The organism is Lysinibacillus sp. FSL K6-4013 (assembly GCF_038630435.1).
Lineage (GTDB): Bacteria > Bacillota > Bacilli > Bacillales_A > Planococcaceae > Lysinibacillus > Lysinibacillus boronitolerans.
Genome location: NZ_CP152031.1, coordinates 1,388,308 through 1,401,576 on the forward strand (window position 1 = coordinate 1,388,308; position 13,269 = coordinate 1,401,576).

A 13,269-nucleotide genomic window follows, 5' to 3' on the forward strand; every position below is an offset into this window, starting at 1 on the left:
AAGAAAGATGACAATTATAGTGCTTTCTTTTTATTAAAGCTTTGTGTTAAGCGGTCAATAATGATCGCGAAAATAACTAAACCTAAACCTGCAACGAAGCCATTCCCAACTTGGGTACGTTGTAGGGCTGTTAATACTTCACGTCCTAGACCTGGAGCACCGATCATAGAGGCAATAACTACCATAGAAAGTGACAGCATAACGGTTTGGTTAATCCCTGCCATAATGGTTGATTTAGCAAGGGGAATTTCTACTTTAAATAATTTTTGGCTAGCTGTACTACCATAGGAGTCAGCAGCTTCCACTAATTCTTTTGGTACTTGACGAATACCGAGGTTTGTCATACGTACAGTTGGGGGTAAAGCAAAGATAACGGATGCAAAGACACCAGGTACAATACCAATACCAAAAAAGGCAACGGCTGGAATTAAATACACAAAGCCAGGCATTGTTTGCATGAAATCTAGTATTGGTTTAATAATGTTTTCAGCTACCGTTGATTTTGACATTAGAATACCAAGTGGAATACCGATGATGATGGATATAATACTGGAAAAGATCACAAGCGTGGTTGTTTCCATAAGATGAGTCCATAATCCTTGGTTATAGATAAACAACAAGCCAATTAAAGAGAATGCAGCAAGCCCTAACTTTTTGCCTGAAACGAAGAAGGCAAATATCACGACAAGAAGTATAAGAATAATGGCTGGGATACTAATTAATAAATCAGTGACCTGATTCATGAGTAGTTTTCCAAATTGCTGAATAGAGTTAAAGAACGCTGAAAAATTACTCGTCAACCAGTCCATAGCTGATTCTACCCACGGAGCTAGTGGTAATGTTGGAATATTATCTAAAAAGTTATTCATGTGCTTCGGCCTCCTCATCGCTCGTTGACAGTGCTTGGATGACAACGCCCCTAATTAGTACACCAAGCAAGCGACCATCTTTCACAACGGCAATAGGAGTAGGAGAATTATAAATCATCCCTAAAATATCCTGTAGTAGCATATCTGGTGGAACTGTTAATACTTCTGATTGCACAATAGAATGGACGGTTTGCTCTTGTTTCTTTGCTGCAGCTAGTGCATCGTCTGCAGTGATATAGCCTTTTAAATGTCTATTTTTATCAACAGCCATTAATAAACTAACAGCTTCCTGACGCATACGCTTTAGTGCCACTTTAGGGCCATCTAGGTCTGTATTGACAGAAACTGGTCGTACCATGACATTTTCAGCTGTCAATACTTTAGAACGATCCACATCTTCCACGAATGTTTTGACATAATCATTTGCTGGGTTGGTTAATATTTCTTCTCCCGTACCAATCTGAATGATAGAGCCATCCTTCATAATGGCAATGCGATCCCCAATGCGTAATGCTTCATTTAAATCATGTGTGATAAATAAGATCGTTTTTTTCAATGTCTGTTGTAGATCGAGTAGCTCATCTTGCATTTCCTTGCGAATCAATGGATCGAGTGCAGAAAATGCTTCATCCATTAGCAATATTTCAGGATCATTAGCGAGGGCTCGTGCTAAACCAACACGCTGTTGCATACCACCTGATAATTGACTCGGATACTGGTCTTTATAAGCGAGTAATCCAGCATTTTCTAAAGCCTGTTCAGCTTTTGCTTGCCGTTCTTCTTTTGAAATACCTCGAATCTCAAGGCCATATTCGGTGTTTTGAAGTAATGTTCGATGGGGGAATAAACCGAAGTTTTGGAAAACCATGCTCATTTTGTTTCTTCTTACAGACCGTAGACTTTCTTTTCCCATGGTAGAAATATTTTCTCCATCGATATATATATTTCCGCTCGTTGGTTCAATTAGGCGGTTTAAAAGCCGTATAAGCGTGGATTTGCCACTTCCTGACAATCCCATGATAACGAAGATTTCTCCTTCGTTGACAGTAAAGCTTGCATCGTATACACCAACAGTTGCACCTGTTTCTTTTAAGATATCAGTCTTACTTTTTTGTTGCTTAACGAGTTCTAGTGCTTGGGGAATATGTTTGCCAAACACTTTCGATACGTGTTCTATTTTAATTTTTTCCATAGAAGCACTCCTTTCGTAGATTATTACTATGTGAGGATAATGATACCCAAAAATAAACAAGTAACAACCTTACTGTAGCAAAGGGTTGTTACTTTTGTCAAATCGACAAATAAGAAAAAACCCGCTTAAACGCTGTTATATCAGCGCTTAAACGGATTTTAATTTGGGTATAAAAAGCTTTGAACTCTAGCGAAACTTTCATCATTTCCAACAAAATAAATTATGTCACCTTCTTCAAATGAGACATAAGGACCAGGGGATAGTAATAATTCATTACCGCGTCTAATACCAACGATGGTGCTAGAAGTATTTTGCCAAAAATTTAAAGCTTGTACAGTTTGATGAATGCATGGACTATCCGCTGTCATTTCTAATTGATAGGGAATGAACGGATTGACTGATCGGTAATGCTCCGTGCGGCTAATTAGTTGCTTTGCCTTATCTTGTAAATTAATTAATTCATGATGTTGCTTTTGAATACTTGTCAAAAGTTCATTTTGTATTTCATGAATCGATTGTACATCATGAAACTGTCTGACGAATTGAGCCGCTTTTTCATACGATTTTATAATTACGCCGCTACCTTTAGAAGCTTCCACGATTTCTAAGTCTTGCAAAACGGCAATAGCTCTTCTTGCAGTCTCAGCGGAAACATTATATTGACTGGCAAGAGAGGATCTTGCATATATTTTATCGCCAATGCGGTATTTTCTTTCAACAATCTTGGAGGCGAGATCAATGGCTATTTGTTGATATTTTGGTTGCTTTAGTTGAACAGTTTTTTCTAAGTTCATGTTAAACTTCCTTTCGTCATTACAGTACCACAGCTTATTATAGACTAGCCTGCACAGAAAAAATAGCATCTCCATAAGCTAGTAGTATATGATGAAAAAGTAATAATAAAATTCCCATCACTTATAATTATAATTATTAGAGTAATAGCTGTTGTTTGACACTTTTTAGTTATTATTATAAACTAAGTTACATTATGTAAGTGATGTGAAAATACATGTGCTCAGTTGGTGAATTTCACTAACTGTTTCTATAGAAGGTTGGAGATTAATATGACAATTACGACTAAAGTGATGGACATAGTGAAAGATAAAATGACGATAGTAAAGCATACAAATACAGAGAATATTTGCCTAGTTGGACCAGTGAAATTACCTGTAAAACAAGGTGATTTTTCTGCAACTTTTCAATGGTATAACTGGCTTAAAATTGATGCAGATTTAACAAAAGAAGAAATCATTGATGGATTAGCCACTGCCAATTTAGCATTTTTGCAACAATCTTCAGTGCTTGTATATGGTGATTTTACCCATTCAGAAGATGCTTTAATCCGAATGCATAGTATTTGTCACACGGGCGACATATTTGGCAGTCAGCGTTGTGATTGTGGATACCAGTTGCATGAGTCTATGAAAATGATTGTTGAGCATGGCTGTGGTGCTATATTTTATTTAGCCGATCATGAAGGCCGTGGTATTGGACTATTCTCAAAATCTCTTGCTTACTTATTGCAAGAGGAGGGGCTAGATACAGTTGAAGCAAACCATGCACTTGGCTTCCCAGATGACACACGATCCTATGAAGAAGCACTTGCTGTATTAGCTACACTGCGTACAAAACCTGTAACACTTATTACAAATAATCCGAAGAAACTGGCTGCATTACAGGCTCGTGGCATGGCTGCGGAAGGGCATGTTCCTTTATGGGGCGGTTTGACAGAGACGAATCGTTTTTATTTAGAAACGAAAGTTGAAAAATCTGGACATATACGTGAAAAGCAATAGGTGGAGGTTGCAAGGATGATGAATGTAGATGAGAAGTATATGCAACTAGCATTAGATTTAGCTGCTAGTGCCAAAGGAAATACGAACCCAAATCCACTTGTTGGGGCTGTAATCGTGAAGAATGACATGATTGTAGGCACAGGTTTACACAGAAAAGCAGGAGAACCACATGCTGAGGTGCATGCTTTTCGAATGGCTGGAGAGCATGCAAAGGGTGCTACGTTATATGTAACGTTAGAGCCTTGTTCACATTATGGTAAGACACCGCCTTGTGCAAATTTAGTGAAGGAATCTGGTGTCAGTCGAGTGGTAGTTGCTATGCAAGATCCGAACCCAACTGTAGCAGGTCGTGGTATTCAATTGCTGAAAGATGCGGGAATAGTGGTAGAAGTTGGTGTTTTAGAGCAACAAGCGCGCCGCTTAAATGAACGTTTTATTCACAATATGCTTTCGCAACGCCCTTTTGTTACTTCAAAATTTGCTATGACTTTAGATGGGAAAATTGCCACGCATACAGGGCATTCAAAATGGGTAACTGGTGAGGGTGCACGTGAGGATGTTCACCATCTTCGTCATGAAGTGGATGGAATTCTAGTTGGCGTGGGTACAGTCATTGCTGACAATCCTTCTTTAACAACGAGATTAAAAGAAGGATACGGAAAAAGCCCAACACGTATTATTATGGATAGTTCTCTACGTACACCCGACAATGCAAATGTATTAAATATAGAGGATGCACCAACGATTCTTGTTTGTAGTGATGATGTAAGCCAAGAAAAGATTGCTTTATTTACAGAAAAAGGCGTTACAGTTTTACCTGTACAAAAAAATGAATATGGACTACAGATTGATGAGATGCTGGAAAAACTTTATACACATGGCATAACAGATATTTTGCTAGAAGGTGGAAGTAAAATAAATGCTTCCTTTTTACAGCAAGGTGCAATCGATAAATATGTGGTATATATAGCGCCTAAAGTTTTAGGTGGAAATCTATCATTAACACCGTTTGCTGGCTATAACCCCTCTCTCATGCATGAGGCATGGAATGTTGAATTTGCTTCATTTGATAAAATAGGTGAGGATTTGCGTATTATTGCTTATCCAAAGCAGGGTGAAGAAAAGTGAACTATCAAGCAGATGTCTGTATAGTAGGGGCAGGGCCTGCTGGTGTATTGTTATCCTACCTCCTTGCTAAAAAAGGGCTGTCGGTGATTCTACTAGAGCAAAACATAGCACTTGGTCAGGCATTTCGTGGCGAGCATTTAAATGAGGAGGGGGAGGCTGTTTTAAAAAGCCATCATCTTTTCGAAGCAGTCGAGGCACTCGGTATATTACGAATGGAGAAGCTTGAGTATTATGCTGGTGGCAGAGCATTTAAAACGATTCTTCCAGATGAAGCAATAGGACATTTAGGCATTCATGTACCACAGGCAAATTTATTAAAAGCAATTTTACAAAAAGCACAACCGTTCCCTAACTTTACATGCCTGCTACATACAAAGGTTACCAAGCTGATTGTGGATGCTACAGGTCATTATAGTGGCGTTATGGCGATAAAAAATGGAGACCCTATAAAAATCGATAGTCAGTTAATTATCGGTGCGGATGATCGTTATTCTACTATTCGTAAGCAAGCACAAATTGATGTTCAGAAACAGAAGCATGGCTTTGATTTACTGTGGGCTAAAATTCCCGCACCCGCTGATTGGGAGCCATCTATAAAAATGGCACTCATCGATGATAAGCAGCTGTCATTGTTTACACAAGTTGGTGGTTATATTCAAATAGGCTGGAATATTGAGCAAGGTAGTTTCCCTCAGCTTCGAAAACTAGCATTTACACCCTTTATCCAGCAGCTTGTGGAGGCATTTCCACAATTAACGAAAACAGTACAGGCACAGATAACATCCTGGCAGGATTTTGTTTTGCTTGATGTCTTTAGTAGCCATTGTAATAGTTGGGGGACAAAGGGCCTTGTCTTGCTAGGGGACGCCGTTCACACAATGACACCAACAGGCGCTTTTGGGCTAAATAGTGCACTAAAAGATGCAGATTGTCTTGCAGCATTGCTAAATAAAGATACGCTAGGACAATTTAACGTACAATATTTTCAACAAATGCGTGAGCAAGCCATTGAGGAAGTATTAGCAAAACAAATTGAAAAAGAGCAAACATTTGCTTCTAATTTTATAAACAAGGCTTCGTGAAAGGACGAACAACTAGATGAAGTTTGGCTTTGATATAGATGACACATTAATTGATTTACGCGCACATGCCTTTTCACTTTATAATAAAAAGCTTGGCAAAAATGTTTCCTTTGAAACCTTTCAAGCAATACAACGAGTAGAAATTCATGAACCATTTGGATTAACAGATGAGGAAGGTTCAGCCATGTGGAATAGCGTATTAGAAGAGATCTATTTTACGGATTGTCCTTCTTTTGAAGGTGCTTTAAAAACCCTCCAAACTTTAGCGGAGCAGGGACATGACATTTACTACATTACATCTCGTCCAAAACAATATTGTGCGCAAACAAAAGCTTGGATGGAAGCACAGGGCTTTCCAATAACAGAAGGTCATTTTTTCTGTGGCATGCAAGATGCAGAAAAAGTAGCCATTATAAAAGAGCTTGCTTTAGATATTTATGTAGATGATAAACCTGCAGTACTTGAAACGCTTCATGATGTGACAACTAAGGTAATATTAAAGAATCAATCTTATAACCAGCATGTAAATCTTCCACGTTTAGATGATTGGCAAGAGTTTCAAATGATGTTAATAAAATAAAGGATTGGTGCAACGGTTAGTCGTTGCACCAATCCTTTTTTTGCTAAAATCGACTAAGCTTAAAGGTAGATAAATCTTGTTTACTTTTGCCTTCTACAATTAAATCTGCAAGAGCTTCCCCAACGGCACTACTAAATTTAAAGCCATGACCCGAAAAACCTGCAGCAATCACAATATTCTGATGTTCAGGTAAAAAGTCGATAATGAAATCTTCATCTGGTGTCATTGAATACTTACATGTTTTTCCATATTTAAGTGCTCCATGCTGAGGCATAAACTGCTCAATGAAGTTTTGTAAGTCAACAGCATCAGATGCATCAAACGGACGTAGAGGATCGTTTGGATTAACCACATTACCACCATCGTGTCGACCAAGTTTTAACCCCGATTCATTAATACTTGGAAAACCGTAGTAGGTTGAATCAGCAAATTCAAAGCAATAGGCTGGAAAAACTTCATCCCGATACAGCTGCTCATCTGCCTCAAACCATGCAAAAGTTTTCCGCGTTGGTGTGACGGGTATGCTCACGTCTACTGTTTGCAGTAACTCTGTCGCCCATGCACCTGCAGTTACTATTAAATGCTTTGCTTTATAGCTATTATGTACTGTTTGTACCTGCACAATTTCACCAGCCTGGATAGCCAATACTTTTTCATTTGTTCGAAGGCTTGCACCCGCCTCTAAGGCTAATTTCTTATAGGCTTGGATACATGCTTCAACACGAAGGACACCAGCTGTTGGTTCAAAGCAAGCAACTAAATTTTTTGGCAAGAATAGCCCTGGCCATTTGTTCATCGCTTCATCAGCTGAATAGTGTTCAAGCGCTAAATCATAGAGCACAGCACTCGCCTTCACATTTTGAATAAAAGCACATGTTGGCTCTCCAATATTAACTACACCAGTTTGTAAAAATAAGCTTTCATTTGCTAAAGACTCTAGCTCTTGCCAAAGCTCGCCAGCTCTTTTTACGAAAGGTACATAGCTAGCTCCTTCACCATAAGCAAAGCGAATGATTCTTGTATCCCCATGATGACTACCTTCTTCATGCGGGGGAGTAAAGGCGTCTAGCATAAGTACATTTTTGCCTTCCTTTGCTAAATAATAACCAGCCGCCATCCCCATGGAGCCAGCACCAACTATAATGACATCATAGTCCATTTTAATCCCTACTTTTTTGCTCTAGTATAACAGATTTATAGAGAAGGAAACAGAAATTTTAGAAAATAAATAGACACAGCACCTCTAACCCGAATGGACTAGAGGTGCTGTTTGTTGTAGATAGCTACTATTTTGAGCTTGGTAGAATTTTATGAAGGAAAATCGCTACGAGCGCGGCGGTCGCAATAGGCGAACCAAATAAATATTGAACAGTTGTAGGTAATGAATAGAGGAAATCATCAGGCAATAATGTCAAAGCTAACGTTAAAATAACAGGAATTGCAATAACATACATTTCCTTTTCACCAATGTGTTCATTTTTCATGACCTGTAAGCCACTAATGGCAATGATGCCGCAGACGATCACAAATACACCGCCAATAACGGCTGAAGGAATCGCTGAAATAAGTGCTGCTAATTTACCAGAGAAGCCGAAGACGATAAACCAAATACCTGCTGCTATAAAGACACGACGGCTCGCAATTCCAGTAATAGAAATAACACCTGCATTTGTGGAGTAACCAGTAACAGGAGTGGAACCAAGTAAAGAAGCAATAAAGCAGCCTATTCCTTCACCAATAACCCCACGATTAATTTGTTTATTTGTTAAAGGTTGGTCGATGACATTGCTAATAGCAAACCAAGTTCCTGTTGTTTCTGCCATTAAGACAATATATATAATGACCATTGTAATAATAGCAGAAATATTAAAGCTAAAACTAAAATCTGCAAATGGAATTTGTGGCATACTAAACCATTTTGCTTGCGATACAGGAGATAAATCTAAAACACCCATAATATTTGCTGCAATACTACCAGCAATTAAGGCAATGATGACAGAAGCTATTCGGAATAGACGTCCTTTTTGATGGAAGACTGTGCCTAACATGACACAAATAATTAACACGAATGCTGTGATCAGCGCTAAATAGATGTTTTGATTAATAGATGCACCTGCTCCATTAAAAATATTATCACTTAAACCAACAGGCATTAAGGACAGCCCTACCACAAAGATAATTGTTCCACCAACAATTGGTGGAATAAATGTTTGGACAATTTTATTGAAGATGCCTGTATAGCCTAAAATAATAACCAAAATGGCTCCAATTAAACTAGCACCTAGCACAGTACTCCAACCTAGATCACCACTACCACTTGCTGCATAGATCCCAATAATGGCACCAAGTGGAACATAGGATGGACCTTGTGCCATCGGTAATTTCATACAAAAATGTGTTTGCACAATCGTCGCAATCCCAGCTGCAATAAAGGTTGATTGAATTAATGCGCTTGCCTGACCAGTTTGTAAGCCGATTAGCATGGCAATTAAAAAGGGCACCACGTATACATCCATAGCCATAACATGCTGTAAACCGAGTAGAGCAGACTGACCGAACGAAATTTTTTCATCTGGTAGTACAGTTAATTGTGTTTGTTGTGTTTGATTAGTTAGTTTTCTATGTTGTGTTTCCACGAAGTTGTACACCTCAAAATGATAGATTTTTAGTAGAGAATAAGAGAATGATTAGTCTCTCGTATGAACTTTATTTCCTTGCACCCATACCTCGCGGATATTTTCTGGGCGTACAAGATACATGATTTTTTGGAATATATCGTGTAAATCTTCATTTTGATCAAAAATCGGAAGCTTAGCAGTAGAGATTTTTGTATCGATAATTTGTACATCCCATGTATAGTTTTCCTGTAAACGGCCAATTGGAAGACTTAAGCTTTCTCCACCACCAGCTGTCGCGAGATAGAAGGCCTCATTAATGGTAATACGTGAATTTGACACACCACGCTTTTCAGCTACAATAGCTGTATCTACACCATCCTCTAACATTCTCGATGACATAACAGCTTGTCTTGCATTATCAAAAAGACTAGGAGAAAATCCACCTGAAACATCTGAGCCCAATCCAATATCAACGCCCATTGCATGGAAGCGGGCGATTGGAATCACGCTGTTTGCAAAATAGGCATTAGAGATTGGACAATGGCCAATGGCAGTGCCAGTTTCAGCAAATAATCGGGCATCCTCATCACTTAAGAAATTACAATGAGCCATGACAGATTTATCACCTAACAAACCAAAGTCATGTAAGGCAACGGCATCATTTTTGTTGAATCGTTCTTTGACGTAGCCGTGCTCCCAGTCACTTTCACTACAATGTGATTGAATATGTGTATCGTATTTCGCAGCCAGTTCACCTAAGCCCTTTAAGGCACCGTCCGTACAGCTTGGAATAAAGCGAGGCGTGACAACAGGATAAACACCCTGTTTAGTCGTTTTGGCTAAATCTTTTACAGCTAAAATAAATTCTTCCGTATCTTCTAATGCGGTTTTTGTATTTTCATCTCGATAAAAATCAGGATTCTGCTCAGGGTCATCCATGACTACTTTTCCGACTAGTCCTCGCTGTCCCTTTTCAGCACAGATTTTCGCTAAAAGTACACTGGCGTCCTTATGAACCGTCGCAAAATATAATGATGTAGTTGTACCATTGGCAAGAAGTGTGCTTACTAAATCCTCATAAACTTCTTGAGCAAATGCTAAATCGGAGAATTTTGATTCGATAGGGAAAGTATATGTATTTAACCAATCGTAAAGAGGAATGTCTAAAGCTGTCCCAGATTGTGCCCATTGAGGTGCATGTACATGCAAATCGACAAATCCTGGTAGGAAATATTGCCCTTCAGCTAATGCATGGAAGTTATTTTGATCTTGATATGTAATTAATAGTTGCTGGTAATCAGCTTGTTCAGGAGCGACAGTTTTAACAATCATGCCGTCAGCATTAATGAAAAATAAATAATCCTTTAAAATGTGAACGTCAGTAGCAGATTTACTAGTAAAAGCTGTTCCTTTGAAAATATGCGTATATTCAGACATAAAAACCACCTTAATGTTCGTTTATCGATAATAACACGGATTATTATAGGCTATAAAAACTATTAAGTCTATAAAAAAACGAATATTAGTATGGTGACTAAAGAAATATATGAACCTTTTTAACTACATTTTTACAGCTTTGACAAGCGTTGATAGATAACAAAAGAAGGCACCTATTTGAGAGTGCCTTCTTTCTACATGATCGATTCATTGATGATGTGAAGAAAATTATTAAAGGATGTGGAGTGATGCAATTCATTTTTTCTTGTACAAAGGTAGATCGGTCGTTGGATATCAATGTCCTTAATAAAAACGCGGGCAACTTGCTGCTGTAGAATAAAGCTAGAAGCTGCGATGGATGGTGCTAGCATTGTACCAAAACCTGCTGCAATGGCATGTATGGATTCATTAATCCCGTCTAGTTGTAAACCTACTTTCGGTGGAGGAATTTTATGCACTTTACATAGGGCATTTAAGTATTCTTTTGTGGAACTACCATCCTCCCTTGTGACGAAGGGCTGCTGCATAAGTTCTGCAAGGGATACTATTTGACCTGCCAGATGATGATTGTACGGCACAATAAACCAATAATCCAAATTCATTAGAAATTGATAATTAATATCAGCATGATGTCCATCTTCTTTGACGATAAAAGCTAAATCAGCTTTATAATGGAGTAAATCCTCAATTACTTGCTGGGAATTGGCGGTCTTTAAATGAATATGTGTTGCTGGATAAACTTGTTTAAATTGAGCTAACCATTTAGGTAGTAAAAAATGAGAGGGAACATGTGTGGAGGCAATTTGCAGTTCTTCATTGCCCGTATTTTTAAGCTGTTCAACTTTATTTTCAATATCAGTTTCTAGATCAAATAAGCGCTGTGCCTGTTTGTATAAAAAAGTACCATTTTGTGTTAGCGAAATGCCCCTACCTTTGGCTTCTAGCAATGTCAAGCCTAGTTCTTTCTCTAAATTTCGAATTTGAATGGTTACAGCAGGCTGACTAATCATAAGCGTCTGTGCCGCTTTGGAAACACTATTGAGTTCAGCCACCTTTGTAAATAAACGTAGAGCATGTAAATTCATGTCGTTACACCTTTCATAAATTTTTTTTATGCTTTTATATACATTATATATTAGATTTATTAATTTGCGCTCTGTATCCTTTTAATTACAGTAGAATAATATGAGAGGGGGGTTCATCATGAATCGACAACATATAGGAATTGTCTTAGGAGGAATTTTATTATTAGTTGTTGCAATGGGGATTAGTCGATTTGCCTTCACACCAATTCTTCCCTTTATGCGTCATGATGTAGGATTTTCATTGGAAGTGGCTGGTTTTTTAGCTTCAAGCAATTATATTGGTTATTTCATTGGCGCATTATGGGCAGGGTTCATTTATCGTCAACGTAAAAACGTTTTAATGGCAAGTGTTGTTACCAATGTCCTATCTGTTCTATTAATGGGCTTAATAGAAGTGTATAGTGTCTGGCTAGTTCTGCGTTTAATTGCTGGCATTACAGGGGGCCTTATTTTTGTGTTAACATCGAGTATTATTATGGATTACTTGGCGAAGCATTCATTATCACGATGGTCTGGCTATGTATTTAGTGGAATAGGCTTAGGGATTGCTATTTCAGGTTTATGTGTACCTGCTATAGAAGCAAGATTTGCTTGGCAGGGTGCATGGTTAGGCTTAGGAATTTTATCAGCGAATTTTTTATTTATTACCTCTTATTTATGGAGAAGTTTAGTGGTGCAGGACAGCACAAAAGTTACGAAATCTCTTGATACAAAAATGACAAAGGGTTTTATGCCATGGCTGATTTTATCCTATGGCTTAGAGGGGTTAGGCTATATTATTACAGGTACTTTTTTAGTCGATATTATTCATAATATTCCTTCTCTTCAAGCTTACTCCTCCTATAGCTGGGTCATTGTGGGGCTAGCGGCTATTCCATCAGCTCCTGTTTGGACGGTCTTATTAGAGAAGTTTTCAGCTATAAAAATTTTGTTTGTGGCGTACATACTGCAAGTGGTTGGTATCCTATTACCTGTTTTTGCACAAACGGTATGGAGCGTTTTACTAGCATCGTTTTTATTCGGTCTAACCTTTGTAGGAATTGTTACGCTAACTACTTCCTATGCACGACAGCTTTTCCCGACACAGAGTGGATTCGTTGTATCTTTATTAACAACCTTTTATGCTTTTGGACAAATTATCGGACCGATCGTCGCGGGAAAACTGGTTGAAGTTTATAGCAGCTATAAAGCAGCACTTGTATTTGCTGGTGTCATTGTGTTTCTTGCATTGCTCGTTATGGTAATTGGTAGATGGCTCACTGTAAAAAAAGAAGCTGTTGCTGAACAGACAATTTCTATATAACGCATAAAAGCCAGAAATCCTATTTGGATTTCTGACTTTATCATTTACTTAAAGAAGCCGTGCCTCTATCTACATGATATTAAAAAATAAAATAAAAGTCTATATATTTTTTTCTTTATATGGAAAAATAGACAAGTGCACAAAGGACGTAACGTTACGATTTTACTTTGAAATGGGGA

Annotated in this window: 12 protein-coding genes; 5 read left to right on the forward strand and 7 right to left on the reverse strand. The window is 38.2% G+C overall.

Annotation, left to right across the window (positions count from 1 at the left end; translation table 11 throughout):
- Positions 1-14: 14 nt before the first annotated feature.
- From MHB39_RS06605 to MHB39_RS06615, 3 genes are all read right to left on the reverse strand, one after another.
- Entirely contained in the window at positions 15-869 is an 855-nt protein-coding gene (locus tag MHB39_RS06605; RefSeq protein WP_016991840.1) for a proline/glycine betaine ABC transporter permease, read from the reverse strand.
- On the reverse strand, positions 862-2,061 hold the full coding sequence (locus tag MHB39_RS06610; RefSeq protein ID WP_016991841.1) for a glycine betaine/L-proline ABC transporter ATP-binding protein: 1,200 nt from the start codon (positions 2,059-2,061) through the stop codon (positions 862-864). The genes MHB39_RS06605 and MHB39_RS06610 overlap by 8 nt, the downstream gene beginning before the upstream one ends.
- Before the next feature lie 158 nt (positions 2,062-2,219).
- Positions 2,220-2,855: a TrkA C-terminal domain-containing protein gene (locus MHB39_RS06615; RefSeq protein WP_036080093.1), complete on the reverse strand. Its 636-nt coding sequence runs from the start codon at positions 2,853-2,855 to the stop codon at positions 2,220-2,222.
- Between the two features lie 270 nt (positions 2,856-3,125).
- Between MHB39_RS06615 and MHB39_RS06620 the strand changes: the two genes are divergently transcribed.
- Genes MHB39_RS06620 through MHB39_RS06635 form a run of 4 tightly spaced genes read left to right on the forward strand, consistent with a single transcriptional unit; the run spans position 3,126 to position 6,647 of the window.
- Positions 3,126-3,857 (forward strand): GTP cyclohydrolase II, encoded by a 732-nt coding sequence (locus MHB39_RS06620; RefSeq protein ID WP_016991843.1) that lies wholly within the window; start codon positions 3,126-3,128, stop codon positions 3,855-3,857.
- A 15-nt stretch (positions 3,858-3,872) separates the two neighbouring features.
- Entirely contained in the window at positions 3,873-4,985 is a 1,113-nt protein-coding gene (gene ribD / locus MHB39_RS06625) for a bifunctional diaminohydroxyphosphoribosylaminopyrimidine deaminase/5-amino-6-(5-phosphoribosylamino)uracil reductase RibD (protein WP_339280667.1), read from the forward strand.
- Positions 4,982-6,067, forward strand: coding sequence for an FAD-dependent monooxygenase (locus MHB39_RS06630; RefSeq protein WP_339280668.1), 1,086 nt, complete (start codon positions 4,982-4,984; stop codon positions 6,065-6,067). Before ribD ends, MHB39_RS06630 begins: the two co-directional genes overlap by 4 nt.
- A gap of 16 nt (positions 6,068-6,083) precedes the next feature.
- Positions 6,084-6,647: an HAD family acid phosphatase gene (locus MHB39_RS06635; protein WP_312125663.1), complete on the forward strand. Its 564-nt coding sequence runs from the start codon at positions 6,084-6,086 to the stop codon at positions 6,645-6,647.
- 43 nt (positions 6,648-6,690) lie between these two features.
- Here MHB39_RS06635 and solA read toward each other — a convergent pair whose 3' ends face one another.
- The 4 genes from solA to MHB39_RS06655 form a co-directional block, all read right to left on the reverse strand.
- Positions 6,691-7,806: an N-methyl-L-tryptophan oxidase gene (gene solA, locus MHB39_RS06640; protein ID WP_342546044.1), complete on the reverse strand. Its 1,116-nt coding sequence runs from the start codon at positions 7,804-7,806 to the stop codon at positions 6,691-6,693.
- 127 nt (positions 7,807-7,933) lie between these two features.
- The gene (locus MHB39_RS06645) at positions 7,934-9,283 is read right to left on the reverse strand and encodes a solute carrier family 23 protein (RefSeq protein WP_339280669.1); all 1,350 of its coding nucleotides are present in this window, start codon (positions 9,281-9,283) and stop codon (positions 7,934-7,936) included.
- A 51-nt stretch (positions 9,284-9,334) separates the two neighbouring features.
- On the reverse strand, positions 9,335-10,702 hold the full coding sequence (guaD, locus tag MHB39_RS06650) for a guanine deaminase (protein ID WP_339280670.1): 1,368 nt from the start codon (positions 10,700-10,702) through the stop codon (positions 9,335-9,337).
- Positions 10,703-10,896: 194 nt separating this feature from the next.
- A complete protein-coding gene (locus tag MHB39_RS06655) occupies positions 10,897-11,787 on the reverse strand; it encodes a LysR family transcriptional regulator (RefSeq protein ID WP_016993218.1) in 891 nt (296 codons plus the stop codon).
- A 118-nt stretch (positions 11,788-11,905) separates the two neighbouring features.
- On the opposite strand from MHB39_RS06655, the gene MHB39_RS06660 reads away from it, so the two are divergent.
- Positions 11,906-13,090 carry a YbfB/YjiJ family MFS transporter gene (locus tag MHB39_RS06660; RefSeq protein WP_342546045.1) on the forward strand — a complete coding sequence of 395 codons (1,185 nt, stop codon included), beginning with the start codon at positions 11,906-11,908 and terminating at the stop codon, positions 13,088-13,090.
- Positions 13,091-13,269: the final 179 nt, after the last annotated feature.